At 64.3% G+C, this 19,487-nt stretch carries 14 protein-coding genes; 4 read left to right on the forward strand and 10 right to left on the reverse strand.

Features of this window, described 5'->3' with window-relative positions:
• Positions 1 to 30 precede the first annotated feature (30 nt).
• The 4 genes from O0879_RS15220 to O0879_RS15235 all read left to right on the forward strand — a co-directional run bounded on the left by O0879_RS15220 (position 31) and on the right by O0879_RS15235 (position 6,020).
• Positions 31 to 1,017 (forward strand): LacI family DNA-binding transcriptional regulator, encoded by a 987-nt coding sequence (locus tag O0879_RS15220; protein WP_289917208.1) that lies wholly within the window; start codon positions 31 to 33, stop codon positions 1,015 to 1,017.
• Positions 1,018 to 1,248: 231 nt separating this feature from the next.
• On the forward strand, positions 1,249 to 2,649 hold the full coding sequence (locus tag O0879_RS15225; RefSeq protein ID WP_289917209.1) for an alkaline phosphatase family protein: 1,401 nt from the start codon (positions 1,249 to 1,251) through the stop codon (positions 2,647 to 2,649).
• Between the two features lie 79 nt (positions 2,650 to 2,728).
• A complete protein-coding gene (locus O0879_RS15230) occupies positions 2,729 to 4,348 on the forward strand; it encodes a histidine-type phosphatase (RefSeq protein WP_289917210.1) in 1,620 nt (539 codons plus the stop codon).
• A gap of 91 nt (positions 4,349 to 4,439) precedes the next feature.
• Complete coding sequence (locus tag O0879_RS15235) at positions 4,440 to 6,020, forward strand: histidine-type phosphatase (RefSeq protein ID WP_289917212.1); 1,581 nt, start codon at positions 4,440 to 4,442, stop codon at positions 6,018 to 6,020.
• 22 nt (positions 6,021 to 6,042) lie between these two features.
• Here O0879_RS15235 and O0879_RS15240 read toward each other — a convergent pair whose 3' ends face one another.
• The 10 genes from O0879_RS15240 to O0879_RS15285 all read right to left on the reverse strand — a co-directional run bounded on the left by O0879_RS15240 (position 6,043) and on the right by O0879_RS15285 (position 19,419).
• Positions 6,043 to 7,542 carry a CoA-acylating methylmalonate-semialdehyde dehydrogenase gene (locus O0879_RS15240; RefSeq protein WP_289917214.1) on the reverse strand — a complete coding sequence of 500 codons (1,500 nt, stop codon included), beginning with the start codon at positions 7,540 to 7,542 and terminating at the stop codon, positions 6,043 to 6,045.
• Positions 7,543 to 7,555: 13 nt separating this feature from the next.
• Positions 7,556 to 8,350 (reverse strand): 5-deoxy-glucuronate isomerase, encoded by a 795-nt coding sequence (iolB, locus tag O0879_RS15245; RefSeq protein WP_289917217.1) that lies wholly within the window; start codon positions 8,348 to 8,350, stop codon positions 7,556 to 7,558.
• Complete coding sequence (gene iolE, locus O0879_RS15250) at positions 8,347 to 9,261, reverse strand: myo-inosose-2 dehydratase (protein ID WP_289917219.1); 915 nt, start codon at positions 9,259 to 9,261, stop codon at positions 8,347 to 8,349. The genes iolB and iolE overlap by 4 nt, the downstream gene beginning before the upstream one ends.
• Positions 9,258 to 11,099: a 3D-(3,5/4)-trihydroxycyclohexane-1,2-dione acylhydrolase (decyclizing) gene (iolD, locus tag O0879_RS15255; RefSeq protein ID WP_289917220.1), complete on the reverse strand. Its 1,842-nt coding sequence runs from the start codon at positions 11,097 to 11,099 to the stop codon at positions 9,258 to 9,260. Before iolD ends, iolE begins: the two co-directional genes overlap by 4 nt.
• Positions 11,096 to 13,042 carry a 5-dehydro-2-deoxygluconokinase gene (iolC, locus tag O0879_RS15260; RefSeq protein WP_289917222.1) on the reverse strand — a complete coding sequence of 649 codons (1,947 nt, stop codon included), beginning with the start codon at positions 13,040 to 13,042 and terminating at the stop codon, positions 11,096 to 11,098. Before iolC ends, iolD begins: the two co-directional genes overlap by 4 nt.
• A gap of 12 nt (positions 13,043 to 13,054) precedes the next feature.
• Positions 13,055 to 14,044 carry an inositol 2-dehydrogenase gene (iolG, locus tag O0879_RS15265; protein WP_289917225.1) on the reverse strand — a complete coding sequence of 330 codons (990 nt, stop codon included), beginning with the start codon at positions 14,042 to 14,044 and terminating at the stop codon, positions 13,055 to 13,057.
• A 70-nt stretch (positions 14,045 to 14,114) separates the two neighbouring features.
• Complete coding sequence (locus tag O0879_RS15270) at positions 14,115 to 15,221, reverse strand: porin (RefSeq protein WP_099666581.1); 1,107 nt, start codon at positions 15,219 to 15,221, stop codon at positions 14,115 to 14,117.
• Positions 15,222 to 15,332: 111 nt separating this feature from the next.
• Positions 15,333 to 16,166, reverse strand: coding sequence for an inositol monophosphatase (locus O0879_RS15275; protein WP_289913235.1), 834 nt, complete (start codon positions 16,164 to 16,166; stop codon positions 15,333 to 15,335).
• The gene (locus O0879_RS15280; protein WP_251350319.1) at positions 16,163 to 17,248 is read right to left on the reverse strand and encodes an ABC transporter ATP-binding protein; all 1,086 of its coding nucleotides are present in this window, start codon (positions 17,246 to 17,248) and stop codon (positions 16,163 to 16,165) included. Before O0879_RS15280 ends, O0879_RS15275 begins: the two co-directional genes overlap by 4 nt.
• Positions 17,245 to 19,419: an iron ABC transporter permease gene (locus tag O0879_RS15285; protein WP_289917229.1), complete on the reverse strand. Its 2,175-nt coding sequence runs from the start codon at positions 19,417 to 19,419 to the stop codon at positions 17,245 to 17,247. The genes O0879_RS15280 and O0879_RS15285 overlap by 4 nt, the downstream gene beginning before the upstream one ends.
• Between the last annotated feature and the right edge of the window lie 68 nt (positions 19,420 to 19,487).

Genomic DNA, 19,487 nt, shown 5'->3' on the forward strand with positions numbered 1-19,487 from the left:
GAACAAAAAGACAAGTCTTGGGTCACTTCGGTGGACGTCGCCAAACGGGCCGGCGTCTCCCGCTCCGCCGTCTCGCGCACGTTCACACCCGGCGCCAGCGTGGCGCCCGAAACGCGGGCCCGCGTGATGGAAGCCGCACAATCGCTGGGCTACCAGGTCAACATCCTGGCGCGCAGCATGAACCAGGGACAAAGCAACCTGGTCGGCGTCGTCATCACGGGTTTCACGGACCCGTTCCGCGTGGCCCTGCTGGGCGAAGTCACGCGCAGCCTGAGCGAACATGCGCTGGTGCCGCTGCTGATGAATGCGGAAGACCCCGAGCGCCTCAGCGAATTGCTGCGCATCCTCCTCAGCTACAAGATTTCCGGCGTCATCATGACGTCCGGCTCGCCGCCGTCCGCCGTCGCCACGGAATACCTGCAGCGCCAGGTGCCGGTGGCCATGATCAACCGCGCGCGCGACCTGAAAGGCGTGGACGTGGTCAACAGCGACAACCGCCACGGCGGCGAACTGGCGGCCAGCACCCTGCTCGACAGCGGCGCCAAACGGCTGGCCTTCATCAACACGCGCGCCAGCAGTTTCAGCGGCATCGCGCGCGGCCAGGCCTTCCTCGACCACCTGGCGCCGGCCGTGGCGAAGAAGCGCTGCACGGCCGGCGAATACCTGGCCGACGCCATCGGCTACCAGGCGGGCCAGGAAGCGGCCGACGCCCTGCTCGCATCAAGCAAGCTGCCTGACGGCGTCTTTTGCGCCACCGACCTGATCGCCTGCGGCTTCATCGACGCGGCGCGCAGCAAGTATGGCATCGACGTGCCCGCGCAACTGCAGGTGATCGGCTTCGACGACATTCCCATGGCCGCGCTGGACGCCTACCAGCTGACCACCATCCGCCAGGACGCGGGCGAACTGGCGCGCCGCGCCGTCAAGAGCCTGGTCGAGCGCATGGAAAAATTTGCCATGCCGGGCCGATTGAAGGAAGTGCCCGTCACCCTGGTGCGGCGCGGCACGACACGCTAAGCCATTCAATGCGGCAGATGGCGCAACGCCGTCTGCCCGCCCGCCACCGCCCGCCGTTCCCCGTTTTCCACACTTTTTCGTCCCCCGCCTGTACTTGTTGACATCAAAAAAAATCCGGGTTACTGTTTGCACACGCGTGCTGCACACGTGTGCAATTCCTTCAAACAGGCCAGTTCTGGCCACACCACTAAAAAAGCGCCCCGTCCACGGAGGCGCGTCAAGGAGACTGTTATGTTGAACCACGTTCTAAGAATCGCCCTGTTCGGCGCCGGGGCCATCGGTCTGGCGGCCTGCACCACCCCAGTCGGCACGCAGCGCAATATGGCCGCCGCAGTCGCCGCCGATCCGAAGCTGGCGAAGATCGGTCAGATCGTTGTCGTGTACATGGAAAACCGCAGCTTCGACCACCTGTTCGGCACCTTCCCCGGTGCCGACGGTATCGCCAATGGCCACGCGCCCGACACCACCACGCAGACCGGCCCCGATGGCAAGCCCTATGCCATGCTGCCCGCCGTGGCACTCGACAAGGGCGGCCTGGACCAGCGCTTCAAGGCCGACATCGCCAACGCGCCCTTCCGCATGGAGCCGAGCGTCTCGCTGGGCGACAAGACAGCCAGTCCCGTGCACGCGTTCTGGACGCACAAGCGCCAGATCAACGATGGCAAGAACGACCGCTTCGTCGTCGAGGGCAATACGGGTGCCCTGCCCATGGGCTATTTCGACGGCAGCAAGCTCAAACTGTGGGCGCTGGCGCAACGCTACACGCTGGCCGACCGCTTCTTCCAGTCCGCCTACGGCGGCTCCTTCCTCAACCACATGTGGCTGACCTGCGCCTGCACGCCCGTGTTCCCGAATGCGCCCAAGTCCATCGTCGCCCAGGATGAGCGCGGCACGGGCCACAAGAAGGGCGAGGAAGCGGAAGTGACGCAGGACGGCTACGCCGTCAACACCATGCAGGGCCCGCTGCTGTTCGACCCGGCCAAGAAACAGACCTTCCTGCCGCCGCAAACCATGCCTACCATCGGCGACCGCCTGACGGACAAGGGCATCTCCTGGGTCTATTATGCGGACGGCTACGACATCGCCGTCGCCTCGACCAAATCGGGCAAGAAGGCCGACGATTTCTCATATCACCACCAGCCGTTCACCTACTTCAAGCGCTTCATCGACAGCCCGCAGCAGCGCGCCACGCACCTGAAGGACCGCTCCGACATGCTCGCCGACGTCCAGGCAGGCAAGCTGCCGCCCGTCTCGTTCTACAAGCCCATGGGCAAGAAGAACATGCATCCGGGGATGGATAAATCGAGCGTGGCGGCCGGCGACGACGAAGGCGTGGCCATCATCAGCGCCATCATGGAAGGCCCGCAATGGAAGGACACCGTCATCATCGTCACCACCGATGAAAACGGCGGTTTCTGGGACCACGTGGCGCCACCGAAAGGCGACCGCTTCGGCCCGGCCACGCGCATCCCCGCACTGGTCATCTCGCCCTTCAGCGAAGGCGGGCATATCGACCATACCGAATATGAAACCGTGTCGATCCTGAAGTTCATCGAGGAACGCCATGGCCTGGCGCCCTTGAGCGAGCGCGATGCGCGCGCCAACAGCCTGGCCAAAGCCCTCAAGCTGTAATACCCATTCCCCTGCCTGTCTGTCCTGGGTGCGCCATCTGCACGGCGCGCCTGGGCTAACCACACCTGAAGGAAACACCATGCTGCGCGCACGCCATCTCCCCCTGTCCCTCCTGATGCTTTCCCTGGCCGCCTGTGGCGGCGGCGACGATACGCCGCCCGTCCCCGTCACGCCCCCGGTAACGCCGCCCGTGACGCCGGCCGCCCCCGCCACCTACTACCAGACCAAGACGCCCTACACGCCGCAGCAGGATGCGGCCACGTATGAAGCGGCACCTGCCGGCTACGCGCCCGTGTTCACCGAACTGGTGGCGCGCCACGGTTCGCGCGGCCTGTCGAGCATGAAGTACGACGCCGCCTTCTACAACGTCTGGCAACGGGCTGCAGCCGACGATGCGCTCACGCCCCTGGGGCAAAAGCTGGGCGCCGACATCCTGAAACTGATGAAGGCCAACGCGCTGCTCGGCTACGGCGTGGACGGCATCACGGCGCCCGGCTACGGCAACCTGTCGCAGACGGGCATCAATGAACACAAGCAGTTGGCCGTGCGCATGCTGGCGCGCCTGCCTGCCCTGTTCACGCAACTGGGTAGCAATGCCGCCAGCGCACCGCGCCAGATCGTCACCGTCAGTTCCGGCGTGGACCGCGCCAAGGACAGCGCCGCGTACTTTGCGCAGTCGCTGGCCGCCACGGCACCAAACGTCGCGCCGCTGATTACCCTGCCGCCCGCCCCGACCGGCTACCCGGCCGGCAGGCCCGTGGCGCAGCCCGATGGCACCAACCGCTTCCTGCTGTATGCGCACAAGCTGGTGCCGAAGACGGATCTGGTCACCGACACCCTCGACCGCCATTACCAGACTTACCAGGATAGCCAGGCCTATCAGGCCTACCTGGAAAGCCCCGGCTTCCTGGCCAAATACACGGCCATCGACACGGATGCCACGGCGCGTACCCTGGGCCGCGAAGTACTGGAACGCTTGTTCACCAAGGCCTTCGTCGACAAGATCGACAACGGCACTTACCGCTTCGCCAACACGGGTACCTACAGTTTTACCAGCGACGACGGCAAGTTCACCAACACCGTCACGGGCGACGGCGGCACCACCATCAAGGGCCTGGCAGATGCCGCCTCGGTGCTGTACAACCTGTACGCCATCATGGCCGGCATGACGAACGAAGTGAAAGCCGATTTCGTGCAATACATGCCGTCGGACGCGGCCAAGTACCAGGCATTCGTGCAGGATTACCAGGATTTTTACAACAAGGGCCCCGGTACCACGGAAAGCGCCGGCATCACCTGGAACTACGTGCGCGCGCTGCGCGACGACTTTTTCACGGAAGTGGACGCCATCGCGCGCGGCGACCTGTCGCACGGCGCCAAACTGCGCTTCACGCATGCGGAAGCCATCATTCCGCTGGCGACGGCCATGGGCCTGAAGAACGTCGTCGGCGCGCTGCCGGCGGCGCAGACCTACAGCTATGACAACAGCAGCTGGCGCGGCCTGTACGTGGCGCCGATGGCGGCCAACATGCAGTGGGATGTGTACCGCGACGCCGGCGGCAATGTGCTCGTGAAAATGCTGTACAACGAAAAGGAAACGGACTTCCAGGCCGCCTGCGATGGCGCCCGCTTTGCCGCCGGCAGCCATTTCTATGTGTATGCGAAGCTGAAGACGTGCTACGACCACGTGGCGCAGTAAGTACGAATGCAGGCGGGCAGCCGTACCCGCCTGTTGGACGTTTGCTGCTAGGCTTGCACGTAAGAACCAATCACGTCACTTACGGATAGCCATGCCCCCACCGCTCCCCTTGTCCAGCATGCTGCTGGCCCTCACCATCTGCGCCGCTCCCGCCCAGGCCGCGGAAGGCCATTACCAGACAAAGGCGCCGTATGCGCCGCAGCAGGACCTGGCCACCTATGCCACGCCACCGGCCGGTTTCCAGCCCATCTACACACAACTGGTGGCGCGCCACGGTGCGCGCGGATTGACCGGCATGAAGAGCGACGCAGCCCTGTATGCGATGTGGCGGCAGGCCGCCGCGCAGGATGCGCTCACGCCTTTGGGGCGCGAACTGGGACCCGACATCCTGGCCCTGATGCAGGCGAACGCCTTGCTCGGTTACCGTGTGGCCGACATCGAGCGGCCCGGCTACGGCAATCTGTCGCAGACGGGCATCGAGGAACACCGGCAACTGGCCGTGCGCATGCTGGCGCGCCTGCCCACCCTGTTCGCGCAAGTGGGGCAAGACGCCGCGACGGCGCCGCGCCAGCTCGTCACCATCCATTCCGGCGTGGACCGCGCGCGCGACAGTGCGCGCTTTTTTACGCAGTCGCTGCTGGAGCACGCGCCCGCGCTGGCGCCCTTGTTATACCTGCCGCCCGCACCGGCGCCTTATCCGCAAGGACGCAAGGCCGCGGTACAGCCGATATTGCAGCCCGATGGCGTGAACCGCTTCCTGCTGTATGCGCACAAGCTGGCGCCGCAGACGGATTTTGTCGCCGATCGCGCCAACCCGCATTACGCCACCTATGCCGCCAGCCAGGCCTACCAGTACTATGAAAGAACCAAGCAGCTGCATGCGCTGATGGATGCACCAGCGCGGCAGCCGGAAGCGGCCGCGCATGCGCGCCACGTGCTCGAACGGCTGTTTGCGCCCGCCTTCCTCGACCAGCTTGAGCGCGGCGCCGCCAGTTTTGCGGATACAGGCAGCTACACTTTCACCAGCGCGGACGGCCAGCTCACGCGCACCATGACGGGCAGCGGCAAGACCGTCATCCGCAGCCTGCATGCGGCCGCGACGAAACTGTATAAGCTGTATGCGATCGCCGCCGGCATGCGCCATGAAGTACCGGCCGATTTCAGCCGCTACATGCCCGCCGAGGATGCGCGCTACTACGCTTATATCGCCGACCACGAGGATTTTTACCAGAAAGGACCGGCCACCACGGAAAGCAGCGGCGTGACTTGGCGCTTCGCGCTGGCCTTGCGCGAGGATTTTTTCAAGGAAGTCGATGCGCTGGCCAGCGGAGATTTGCGTCACGCGGCCAAGCTGCGTTTCACGCACGCCGAAATGATCATTCCGCTCGCTTCGGCCATGGGTTTGCAGCAGGCGCTGGCGCCCCTGCCGGCATCGGCCAGCTACAGTTATGAGTCGAATCCATGGCGCGGCCAGAACGTCTCGCCGCTGGCGGCCAACATGCAGTGGGATGTGTACCGCAACGACACAGGCCAGCTGATCGTGCGCCTGCTGTACAACGAAAAGGAAACGGACTTCCAGGCCAGTTGCGACGGCGCCCGCATGGCGCCGGGCAGCGTCTTCTACGACTATGCAAAACTGAAAACCTGCTACGGCCACGTGGCGGCGCGCTGACGCTGCGCGCCGCCATCGCACCTTACTTCAAGGTCGGCATGGCAAACTCGGCCCCTGCCGCCGTCGATGCCGGCCAGCGCTGCGTGACGGCCTTCTGTTTCGTATAGAAACGCACGGATTCCGGGCCATGCGCGTGGTGGTCGCCGAACAGGCTGCGCTTCCAGCCGCCGAAGCTGTGGAAGGCCATCGGCACGGGGATCGGGACATTCACGCCCACCATCCCGACTTGCACCCGGTGCGTGTATTCACGCGCCGTGTTGCCGTCGCGCGTGTAGATCGCCGTGCCGTTGCCGTACTCGTGCGCGTTGACCAGGTCCAGCGCGGTGGCGAAATCGGGCACGCGCACGATGCACAGCACGGGACCGAAGATTTCCTCTTTATAGATCGTCATGTCCGGCGTGACGTGGTCGAACAGGCTGCCGCCGAGGAAAAAGCCCTGTTCATGGCCGGGCAAGACGAAACCGCGCCCATCGCTGACCAGCTTGGCGCCTTCCTTGACGCCCGTGGCGATGTAGCCGGCAATTTTGTCCTTGTGCACTTGCGTCACCACCGGGCCCATTTCCGCTGTTAAATCCATGCCTTGCGTGATCTTCAGGGCCGCGATGCGCGGCACCAGCGCCTCAACCAATTGATCCGCCACATTGCCGACCGCCACGACGACGGAAATGGCCATGCAGCGCTCGCCGGCCGAACCGAAGGCGGCGCCCATCAGGGCGTCGACCGTCTGGGGAATGTCCGCGTCCGGCATGACGACCATGTGGTTTTTCGCGCCGCCCAGCGCTTGCACGCGCTTGCCCTGCGCGCAGCCGGTGGCGTAGATGTACTCGGCGATCGGCGTGGAACCGACGAAACTGACGGCGCGCACGTCCGGGTGGTGCAGCAAGCCATCCACGGCTTCCTTGTCGCCCTGCACCACGTTGAAGACGCCGTCCGGCAAACCGGCGTCCGTCAACAACTGCGCCAGCAGCAGGCTGGCCGACGGGTCGCGCTCCGACGGTTTCAAGACGAAGGTATTGCCGCAGGCGATCGCCATCGGAAACATCCACATCGGCACCATCACGGGGAAATTGAACGGCGTGATGCCGACGCAGACGCCCAATGCCTGGCGGATCGACCAGGCGTCGATGCCGCCGGCCACTTGCTCCGAATATTCGCCCTTCATCATTTGCGGGATGCCGCAGGCAAATTCCACCACTTCGATGCCGCGCGTCACTTCCCCTTTGGCATCCGTGAACACCTTGCCGTGCTCGGCCGTGATCAGGGCGGCCAATTGATCCGCATGTTCTTCCAGCAATTCCTTGAACTTGAACATGACGCGGGCGCGGCGCAGGGGCGAGGTTTGCGACCAGGCGGGAAAGGCCGCATGGGCGGCAGCCACGGCCGCATTCAGCTCGGCGGCAGTCGCCAGCGATACTTTCGCCGTGACGGCGCCCGTGGCAGGGTTAAAAACGTCGCTGGTGCGCTCGGAACGCGAGGCCATGGGGTTGCCACCAATAAAGTGGCCAATCATCGGGGTAGTCATTGTCTTGTCCTTGTTATTTCGTCATCAGCCAGTCATGGGCCGGGTCGTTTTTAAAGTGCCACACGCGTTTCGGGCCGGCCATCACGTTCAGGTAATAGCCATCGTAGCCATACGGCACGGTGACGGGGTGGTAACCCCTGGGCACCATCACCACGTCGTGGTTTTCCACGGCCATGGCTTCGTCGATGCTGCGGTCGTCCGTGTAGACGCGTTGGTACGCAAAGCCCTGCTCGGGATTGAGGCGGTGGTAGTACGTTTCTTCCAGCGAACTTTCCAGCGGGATATTGTCGCTGTCATGCTTGTGCGGCGGATAGCTGGACGAATGGCCGGACGGCGTGACCACCTCGACCACCAGCAAGCCATCGGCCTCGGCCGTCTGCGGCAGGATGTCGCACACATAGCGGGTGTTCGCCCCCTTGCCGCGCACGGAGCGCGTCATCGACTGCGGGTCGATCAGGCGCGCCGGACGATGGGTCGTGGCCGGTGCGCTGCACAGGGCCACTTCCGCGTTGCTCACGGCCGTGATGCCGACCGTGGTTTCCAGCGGCACATACACGGCGTAGGGCGAGACGTCTTCAAACACGCTCTGGCGATTGCCGATGGCTTCCCAGGTCTGCCCGCCCGCCTGCACCGTCACCGTGCCCGTCAGCACGACGAGGCACAGTTCGCGGCTACCCGTCTCCAACGTCAGCTGTTCGCCTGCCGCCAGCCGGTGCGCGGCGAAGCCCACGTGCGTCCAGCCGGCCGATTCCGGCGTCACTTCGACGATGGCCGAACCGGCCCTAGCCTTGACCAGCAGCGGGCTCATGCCGCCTCCCGCCCCAGGCGGGGAATCGCGTCGACCAGGCGTGCCAGGTAATCGTGGCCCATCTTGGCATACTGATAGCTGGGGGCCACGGCCGGATCTTGCTCCGCCTCCACCACCAGCCAGCCTTCGTAGCCGTGCAAATACAGGCGCGTGAGGATGGCAGGAAAGTCGATGCTGCCGTCGCCCGGCACGCTGAAGGCGCCATTGATGACGGCCTGCAGGAAACTCCAGTGGCCATTTCTCGCCAGTTTCACCACATTGGGGCGCACATCCTTGCAATGCACGTGGCAGATGCGATCGATGTGCTTGTTCAAGACCGCCAGCGCATCGCCGCCGGCAAAGGTGATGTGGCCCGTGTCGAACAGCAAGCCCACTTCCGACCCCGTCAAGGCCATCAACTGGTCCACGTCGGCCGGGGTTTCCACGTAGGCGCCCATGTGGTGGTGGTAAGCCAGGCGCACGCCGTGGTCGAGCAAGTGTTTCGCAAACGCCGTCAATTTGTCCGCGTACGCCTGCCATTGCTGCGCCGACTGGAAGCGCGGACGTTTATACAACGGGCGGGCTTCGCCCTGGATGGCGTCCGCCACTTCGCCGTAGACCATGACGGTGGCGCCGCTGCCGGCCAGCAAGCGCAGATGCGGCCCGACGGCGGCAATCTCCTCTTCCACGGACCGCTGCGCCAGCCGTCCCGAATACCAGCCGGAAACGCAGGCGAGATTGTATTTCCCCAGCACGGCGTTCAGGGTGGGGGCATCCTTGGGAAACTTGTTGCCCAATTCAAAACCCACGTAGCCGATCTCGGCGCCCTCTTTCAAGGCCGTTTCCAGGGGCGTCTCGCCGCCCAGCGACGGTAAATCGTCGTTCATCCACGAGATCGGGTTGATGCCGATCTTCACATTCCATGTAGTCATTTTTGTTGTCCTTGGCGGTCAAGTTCATAACGGGCGCGCGCCGCTTGCACGCCGGCTTGCGTCGAGACTTCGGGTACGGCCACTTCCCACCAGCAACCACCCTCCTCGGTCGTGCGCGTGGCGTCCGTATTGATGCAGATCAAGTAGGTGCGGCTGGCGGCGCGGGCGCGCAGCATCGCCTGTTCCAGTTCGGCAATGTTGGCCACGTGTTCGGACAGCGCGCCCAGCGAGCGTGCATGCAGGGCGAAGTCGATGGCGGGTGCGCTGTCGGGCAACATGTTGTTGAATGACGCGTTGCCGCACGCCTGCTGCAATCGGTTGATGCAACCGTAACCCCGGTTGTCGAGCACGACGATGATGAGTTTTTTATCCAGCATGACGGAGGTGGCGATTTCCGAATTCATCATCAGATAACTGCCGTCGCCCACCATGACGATGACCTCGGCATCCGGTTTCGCCATCTTGACGCCGAGGCCGCCGGCGATTTCATAGCCCATGCACGAATAGCCGTATTCCATGTGGTAGCCGCCCGGCGTGCTGGTGCGCCACAGTTTGTGCAGTTCGGCCGGCAAGGTGCCTGCCGCGCAAACGACGATGTCGTTGCTGGTCGAGTCCGGTGAAGAGCGCTGCACGGCGCCGATGACTTCGCCGTCATACGGCAAGCCGTCCACCTCGCGCTGGCCAGTAATGGCCAGGATGGTATCGCGCCATGCGTTCCCAGCCTGCTGCGCGCGGTCCAGCCATTGGCCCGCGCTGTTCCAATTAGACAAGTGCCGCGACAAGCCCTGCAAGCCAAGTGTCGCGTCCGCCTGCACGCCCAGGCCACGGCGTTTCAGCGCATCGAAAGCGTTGACGTTCAGGCTGACCAGTTGCGCTTGCGCAAACAGGGAGTTCGAGCCCGTCGTGAAATCCTGCAAACGCGTGCCCACGGCCAGCACCACGTCCGCCTGCGCCGCCAGGGCATTCGCAGCGGGCGAGCCGGTGACGCCGATGGCGCCCAGCTGCAGCGCATGGTCCCACGGCAGGGAACTTTTGCCGGCCTGGGTTTCCGCCACGGGAATGCCGTGACGCTCGGCAAACGCCTGCAAGGCGGCGCCAGCCTTGCCGTACAGCACGCCGCCGCCGGCCACGATCAGCGGCTGTTTCGCATGTTTCAGCAAGGCGGCCGCCTCTTCCAGTTCCTGCTCCACGGGCGGCACGGCGCGGAAACGCACGGTGCGCGGAGTAAAGAAATCGGCCGGATAGTCATACGCCATCGTCTGCACATCTTGCGGCAGAGATAACGTGACGGGACCGCAGGCGGCCGGGTCCGTCAAGGCGGCGATGGCCCGTGGCAAGGCCGTCAGCAATTGCTCCGGATACACGATGCGGTCGAAATAGCGCGATAAAGGTTTAAAGGCATCATTCACCGACACGCTGCCGTCGCTGGCGTCTTCCAGCTGCTGCAACACGGGGTCCGGCGCGCGCGAGACGAAGACGTCGCCGGGCAACAGCAAGACCGGCAGGCGATTCACGTGGGCCAGCGCGGCGGCCGTCAGCAAATTGGTGGCGCCGGGGCCGATGGAACTGGTGACGGCCAGCATGCGCCGGCGCATGTGGGCTTTCGCATAGGCAATGGCCGAGTGCGCCATCGCCTGCTCGTTGTGGGCGCGGTACGTGGGGAAACTGTCCCGATATTGGTACAGCGCCTCGCCCAGGCCCGCCACATTGCCGTGGCCAAAGATGGCGAAGGCGCCGCCGAACAGGGGGATCAAGGAACCATCGCCCTCTTCCGTGCGCAAGGCGGCCAGGTAGCGGACTAAAGCCTGCGCCATGGTCAATCTGATCGTGGCGCTCATGCTGCACGCTCCAGGCGGTTGCGCGTGCGCTGCCACAGGGCAATGAGCTGCTCGAAGTTGGCGCGCACTGCGGCGATCAGGCCCGCATCGTCGAGTTCGCCCGCCAGCCAGCGGCGGCTCGGCTCCTGGAAGATGGTGCGTCCCACCATGAAGCCGCGGCACGTCGTGCTGGCACTGGCTTGCTCAAAACTGGCGGCCAGGGCGGCAATCGGCGCGTTCAAGCCCAGCAGGACGACGCCGCGGCAATACGGATCGCGCTCGTGCACGAGGGCATCGATGGCTTGCCATTGCTGGGCCGACATGCTTTCCAGCTTCCACCATTCCGGGTAAATGCCCAGGTTGTACAGCCGTTTCACCGCGCGGTACACGGTATCGTCGTGCTGCGGCAAGGACTTCGCAGGAATAATTTCCAGCAGCAAATCATGCCCCGTGATCTGCGCCGCGTCGTACAAGCCCTTGATCTGCGCTTCCTGTTCCAGGCGGTTTTCCGGCGTATCGTCGGGGTGCAACTGCACCAGGCACTTGATCACGTGTTCCTTGGGCCACTGCGTCAGGCGCGACGCCAGCGAGCGGCCCCAGTCGAATTGCAGCGGGTTCGATCCCGGCATCTCGACAGGACGGCCGATCCACCAGCCGCGCCCGGTCGCATCGTTGAGCGCATCGACGCCATAACGGTCATCGATCAGCACGCCCGTGCCGCCCTGCAAGCCACGCGCCGCTTCCGTCTGGCCCACGGCTTGCACGAACAATTGCTTGAGCCGTGAAATTTTTGCCTCGTCGCTACCGCCCTGCTGGGCCAGTTCGAAAAATTGCGTGCGATGATCAAAAGCAAACACGCACAGTTCATTCCACTGCTTGCGCTCCACCGTCGTGCGGTGCAAGCGGGACAGTGTCGCGTCCTGGTCAGGACGGCTCAGTTTGGCCGCGTTGGCAAGGAAATAATCGAGCTCCACGGGCGACGGCATGGCCGGCGCGCAACCGTGGCGCGACACGACGAGGGCGCCGCAGCCATTTGCATAACGGCAACACGCTTCGTAATCCTCGCCGCGCAGCCAGCCTTTCAAAAAGCCCGAGAGAAACGCGTCCCCGGCACCCAGCACGTTGAGCACTTCGACGCGCACGCCCTGATAGTTGAAAGCCGCATCGAGACTGGCTGGAATGGCCGCGTCGATGACGGCGCAGCCCAGCGGCCCCCGCTTGACGACCAGCGTGGCACCGCTCACGGCCCGCACGGCGCGCAAGGACGCCATGATGTCGGCGCCACCGCCGGCGATCATGAATTCCTCTTCCGTGCCGACGATCAGGTCGAATTGCGGCAAGATCGCCTGCAGGTGGCGCGTCACGCTGTCGTTGGAAACGAAGCGCGTTTCGCCGTCCGCCTTGCCGGAGAGTCCCCACAGCACGGGCCGGTAATCGATGTCGAGCACGGTGCGCACGTTGTTGGCGCGCGCCAATTTCAGGGCCTGCGTGCTGACGGCGTGCATCGTAGCCGTCGAAAAATGCGTGCCGGTGATCAACAGCGCCTTGCTGGAAGCGATAAAGGCGGCGTCGACGGCGGATGGCTCGATGGCCATGTCGGCGCAGTTTTCACGGTAGAAAATCAGGGGAAAGGTGTTTTTATCCTTGATGCCCAGCATGACGAGGGCCGTCAGGCGGTCGCGGTCGATGCCGACATGGCTGACGTCGCAACCCTCTTTCGATAACGTGTCCGTCAAGAAACGCCCCATGTGGTCGTCGCCCACCTTCGACAGCATGGCGGACTTCAAGCCCAGGCGGGCCGTGCCGAAGGCGATATTCGCCGACGAGCCGCCCAGGTATTTGGCGAAACTGGTCGCGTCTTCCAGGGTGCTGCCGATCTGCTGCGCATACAGGTCCACCGCCAGGCGGCCCAGGCAGATGACATCCAGCGCGCGGCCCTGGGCAAATTCAGTCGTATTCTTCATGACATGCATTCCTTATGACAATTGCACGATGCGCTGTTCGCGCCATGACACGGTAGCCACCTCGGCCAGTTCCAGTGCCTTCAAGCCATCATGGACGGTGGTGCGCAAGGGCGCGCCATGGGCAAAGGCGTCGAAAAAGTGCGCCATTTCGCTGGCGTAGGCGGCGCGGTAGCGTTCCAGGAAGAAATCTTCCGGCTTGTCCACGCTGACGTTCACCGAACCATAGGCCGTCACTTCCGTCGGCTTGTGGTTGCCTGCCTGCAGCATGCCGGCGCTGCCCAGCACTTCGAAGCGCTGGTCGTAGCCGTAGGCGGCGCGGCGAGAGGCATTGATCTGGCACAAACGTCCCTTGGCCGTACGGATGGTGACGACGGCCGTGTCCAGGTCTCCCGCCGCACCGATGGCGGGGTCGACGAGGCAGCTGCCCGTGGCGTGCACGCTAACGGCTTCATCGTCGAGTATCCAGCGGAAAATGTCGAAATCGTGGATCAGCATATCCTTGAAGATGCCGCCCGATACCTGGATATAGCTGACGGGCGGCGGGCCCGGATCGCGGCTGGTGACGATGAGCAACTCCGGCGCGCCGATCTCGCCCGCTGCGATGCGCTGCCTGACGGCGGCAAACGTGGGGTCGTAGCGGCGCTGGAAACCCAGCATGCACAGCACGCCAGCATCCTTGACGGCAACCGCGGCGGCGCGCGCACGCTCCAGCGTCAGGTCGACGGGTTTTTCGCAAAAGATGGCCTTGCCGGCGGCCGCCGCGCGCACGATCAGGTCCGCATGCGTATCCGTGCTCGACGCGATCAGCACGGCCTTGACTTCAGGGTCGGCCAGCACAACTTCCACGCTGGCGACGCTGGCGCCATGCAGGGCCGCCACTTCCGCCGCCGCGCCCGCATGCACGTCGACCACGTATTTCAGGCGCACGCCAGGCAGGCGCACCAGATTGCCGGCGTGAATGCGGCCGATGCGCCCGGCGCCGAACAATGCCACTTGAATCATTTCCATCTCCTTGATAGTCGGGATAATGCAGCCCGGAAATGCACACGTGTGCAAATCCGGGCAAAAAAGGTTAAAACAGGTGGATGACGCCCAGCATCACACCGCTGAGCTTGGCACCCTTCTTGGTGGCGGCGAAGGCATTGCCGCCAAACGTGTAGTTGGCGTTCCTATCGTTATTCGTTTGCGTGTAGTAGGCGTAGACGGTGCTGCGCTTGGACAGGTAATACTCGTAGCCCAGGGTGGCCTGCTTGGCGCCGCTGTCGTCGCCGCGCACCAGGGTGGTCGCCTTGATGGTCACGCTGCTGCCGTTGGGCGCGCTGCCGGACACGTCGCCCGCCACGCCGAACCGGCCGATGAAGGAACCGCCGCCCGCCTTGTAGGCGCCCGTGATGGTGAAGTAGTCGCGCTGCAAGTCGCCGCCGGCCACGTCATACACCATGCGGTTCCAGGCCACGCCCACGTCGCCGCCGCCGAAGTTGTAATTGCCCACGGCGCGGAACATCTTTTCGCTGAAGCCGGGACGCAAGTCCTTGTGCTTTTCATAGCCGACGGCGCCCTTGATGGGGCCGTTCACGTATTGCACGATGCCCGAATAGATGCGGTCGCCGTTCGATGCCTCGTTTTCGCTGGCGCGGTAAATCGTGGCGCTGAAGCCTTGCAGCACGGGCGTGCGGTAGCTGACGGCGTTCGAACTGCGGCGGTTGAAGCCTTCGCCGCCCAGCTGGGAGATGTTGGCGTCATCCTGGATGCCTTCGCCCACGAAACGGTTGGTGTAGCCGTTGATCTGGCGAATCGGCGTGGCGAAGCGGCCCAGCGCGATACGGCCATAGGCGGGATTTTCCAGCCCGACAAAGGTATCCTTGCTATTGATGGCGCCCGTTCCATCGTCCAGCTTGGCATTGCCCTCGATCTGGAAGAAGGCCGTGTTGCCATTACCCAAGTCTTCCCTTCCCCGGAAGCCGATCTTCGAGGAATTGTCCGATACGCGAGAAATGGATTCGCCATTCGGCGCCGTGGCCGAGCTTGACGTTTCGATACGGTCGAAGCCTGCATGGATGCGGCCGTACACGACGACGCTCGATTCGGCCAGCACGCAGCCTGGCACGGCCAGCAAGAATACGGCGGCGATCTTGTTCAACTGCATGGTATTCATCTCGTTTTTCATCCCGTTTTTCATTTTGTCTCCTGCTTGTTTTTATGGTGGTGGATTACTCATGATGCTCAACAGTGTGTTGCCACTCCGCGCGCCCCTCGCCGGACGCCTGTCCTCCCTTTCAATAAAATGTGCTCAGGCACAGCGCGGCAAGGCCAGCGCCGCCAGTTGCGGATACAGGCGGGGGCCGCCCACCAGGATGGGATTGCCCTTTTCCAGGCCGTTATCGGCCAGGAAATCATTGCAGCGCCCGCCCGCCTCGTTGACGAGCACGATACCGGCCAGGCAATCCCAGGAATTGATGTGCGGCTCGAAATAACCGATCAGGCGCCCGGCCGCCACATAGGCGATCATCAGCGCGCCGGAACCGTTGCGGATGAACATGCCGCCCTCTTCCAGCACGTCGAGCAGGAACGGTAAAAAGGTGTCGGTGCCCACGCGGTGCGAAAAGCCCACGCCCAGCACGCCGCCCTGCAGGCTGGCCACGTCGTTGACGCGCAGCCGCGTTTCGCCGGCCTTCGCCGCCACGTAGGCGCCCTGCCCCTGGCAGGCGTGGAACAGCTCGTCCGCATTCGGGTCGTACACGGCGCCGATGGCCGGCTTGCCGTCGACCAGCACGCCAATCGACACGCACCAGGCCAGCATGCCGTTGACGAAACAGGCCGTGCCGTCGATGGGGTCGATGACCCACACGCAGTGCGCGTCCGACGCCCCGCCGCCCCGCTCCTCGCCCACCACGGCGTCGTCAGGAAAACGCGCGGCGATTTGCGCGCGCACATAGTCTTCCACCATGCGATCGGCGATACTGACCATGTCCTGCAAGCCCTTTTCCTCGATCACCAGTTCCGTGCGGCGGTGAAACATGCCCAGCGCAATCTCGCCGGCCTGGCGGATGATGTGCCGGGCGTAGGCATAGCGCTCCAGGGTGGCCGCGTCGGCCAGTGCCGCTGCCTGTGTCATATCTGTCATGCTTGTCCTCCAATGATGGCTGCGCCATGTTCGTGTACGGTCATGGCGACCGATGTGCCTTGCGTGAAAACCTGGCTCAAGTCGTGCGAGACGGCAAACAGTTCGCCGACCGGCGTGTCGAGCGTGTATTGCATTTCGCGTCCCAGGTAGGTGGCGCGCGCCACGCGCACCACCATGGCGCTGTCGGGCTGCGCAGGCGACAGCAGGATCGCTTCCGGACGCACGGCGAAACTCGCTTCGCCGCTGCGCTGGCTGCGGCATGGCAGACGCAGCCGCAACTTGCCCATGACGCAGGTGGCCTTGCCGTCGGCCACCGCTTCGATCACGCCATCGACGATGTTGGCGTTACAGATGAAGTCGGCGACGAATTTGTCGGCCGGCGATTCGAACAGCTCGTGCGGCGTGCCCTTTTGCGCGATCACTTGCCGGTTCATCACGATGATCTGGTCGGAAATGGCCAGCGCCTCTTCCTGGTCATGCGTGACATACACGGCCGTCAAGCCCAGCTTGACCTGGATGTCGCGGATCTCGTCGCGCACGCGGCGGCGCAGTTTCGTATCGAGGTTCGACAGCGGTTCGTCCAGCAGCAGCACCTTGGGCTGCAGCACCAGCGAACGGGCCACGGCCACCCGCTGCTGCTGGCCGCCCGACAACTCGTTCGGGAAGCGCGCGGCAAAGTCGGCCAGGCCCACCAGGCGCAGGCTTTCCTGCGCCCGTTCCACGGCGCGCGGCTTGGTTTCACCAGACACGATGAGGCCGTAGCACACGTTGTCGAGCACCGTCATGTGCGGAAACAGGGCGTAGGACTGGAACACCATGCTGACGTCGCGCTCGGCGGCCGAGGTCAAGGTGACGTCCTCGCCGGCCAGCAGGATGCGTCCGGCGCTGACGCGTTCCAGGCCGGCGATCAGGCGCAGGGTCGAGGTCTTGCCGCAGCCGCTGGGGCCCAGCAGGGTGACCATGGTGCGCGGCGCGATCGTGAACGACACATCGTTCACGGCCAGCGCCTTGCCGTAGCGCTTGGTGACGCCATCGAATTCCAGCGCGGCGATGGCTGTTTCATGGGTAGTAAAGTGGTTCATGCGTAGCTCTTTTCCAGGTTGGGAACGGCGGCCGGCAGCGTTTTTTCGGCGCTGACGCGGCGAAGGCGGCGCTTGCCGACCAGCAAATGGATCAATTGGATGCACAGCAGGATGACGACGATCAAGACCGTGGCGTAGGCAATCGCCGTGCCGTAGTTGCCGTTCGACACCAGGCCGATGATGTAGGACGTGGCCATGTCGTAATCGGCGCTGACGAGGAAGACGACGGCCGAGATCGACGTGATCGAACGCACGAAGCCATACACGAGGGCCGAGGCGATGGCCGGGCGCAACAGCGGCAGGATGACCTTGCGCATGGTGGTCCAGCTGCTGGCGCCCAGGGTGATCGAGGCCTCGTCCAGGCTGCCGTCGAGCTGGCGCATGGCGGCGATGCCCGTACGCAAGCCCATCGGCATGTTGCGGAAGACAAAGCACAGGATCAAAATCGTCGCCGTGCCCGTCAACTCGATGGGCGCCGAGTTGAACGCCAGGATGTAGCTGATGCCGATGACGGTGCCGGGAATGGCAAAGCTGAGCATGGTGCCGAACTCGAACGCGCTTTTCAGGGCGAATTGCTGGCGCACCAGCAGCCAGGCCGAGAGGATGCCGACAAAGGCCGTCAAGGGCGCGGCGATGGCCGAAATCGTCAAGGTGGTGAACAGCGACGGCCAGGCCTGGCCCGTCCAGTGCCAGCCGGAAGCGCCCGCCGTGATGCCGAAAGCGTCGATGTAATGGCGCAAGGTGAAGGCGTTGTCCTGGCCCCAGTTATTCACGAAGCCGCCCGCCACCACCGTGCCGTAGATCAGGGCCGTGAAGGCGAACCATGGCAGGGCGATGGTCCACAGCATGGTTTTCAGGCGCGGGTTGAGCGAGGCGTGGCCGCCGTGGTCGGCCTTGCCCGTCACCGTCACATACGATTTCTTGCCCAGCCACAAGTTCTGGATGAAGAAGGCGCCCACGGCAAAGGTCAGCAGCACGATGGCCAGGGTGGCGGCACGGCCTTGGTCGTTCGAGGCGCCCACCACGGAAAAGAAGATTTCCGTCGACAGCACGTGGAAGTTGCCACCCAACACCATCGGGTTGCCAAAGTCGGCCATGCTTTCGATAAAGCACAGCAAAAAGGCATTGGCGATGCCGGGACGCATCAAGGGCAGCGACACCTTGACGAAGGTTTGCCAGCTGCTGGCGCCCAGGGTGCCCGACGCTTCTTCCAGCGAGGGGCTGACGCCTTCCACCACACCAATTAATGTCATGAAGGCAATCGGCGCAAAGGCCAGCATCTGCGACAGCCACACGCCCGTCATGCCGTACAGCCAGCGGCTCTGCTCGATACCGAACAGGTCGCCGACGAGGCCCGTGATGGCGCCGTTGCGGCCGAACAGCAGGATCAGGGCCAGGCCCAGCACGAAAGGCGGCGTGACGATGGGGAGTATCGTAATGGCGCGCATCGGGCGCACCCAGCGGCCATTGGTGCGCGTCACCAAGAGGGCGAACACGAGACCGAGGAAGGTTGCCGACACGCCCGTCAGCAGCGCCAGCGCCAGGGTGTTCCAGGCCACGCCGCAGCGGCCGGGGCCGGACACGCAATTGAGGCTCCAGATGCCGGGGTCCGCCAGGCGGCGCGCCAGGGCGGCGGCGCCCGTGCCGCCATCATCCATGGGCTGGCCGGCGCTGACGAGGATCAGCGCGACGGGGAACAGCACGAACAGGGAAATCAGGCAAATGATGAGGCCGATGGCGCCGGCCACGAAGGCGTCGCCGCGGCACACGCCGCAGGCGGCCGCGCCCGAGGTGAGGAGGAACAGCAGGCACAGCGCCAGCAGCAGCGCGCCGAAACCCAGGCCCGTGCCGGCGGCCAGCGGCCCCCAGCCCAGCCATGCCAGCCACAGCAAGCCAGCGCCGCCGATGGCGATCTGGCCCAGGCCCAGGGTCTTGCGCGGTACATTGCCGGCTACCAGCGCGGCGCTGGCGGCGATCAGGGCGAAGAACACGCCCAGCGGCCAGGCGCCGAACGACAGCAGGTGCAGCACGGCCGGTGCGCCACGGTCACTGAAGAACTGGCCGTCGCGCAACCATTCGCCGGCAAACAATCCCGCTTCCTGTTGCTGCCAGGGCAACAGGCACAACGCTGCCAGGGCGGCCAGCAGCCAGCCGTAAAATATCTTTTTCATGAGGTCTCTATCCAGCTAAGTAGACCTGCCGACATGGCCGTTGCGGCATGCGGCAGGTTCGGTACGAT

The sequence above is a fragment of the Janthinobacterium sp. SUN120 genome, assembly GCF_030397735.1.
Lineage (GTDB): Bacteria > Pseudomonadota > Gammaproteobacteria > Burkholderiales > Burkholderiaceae_D > Janthinobacterium > Janthinobacterium kumbetense.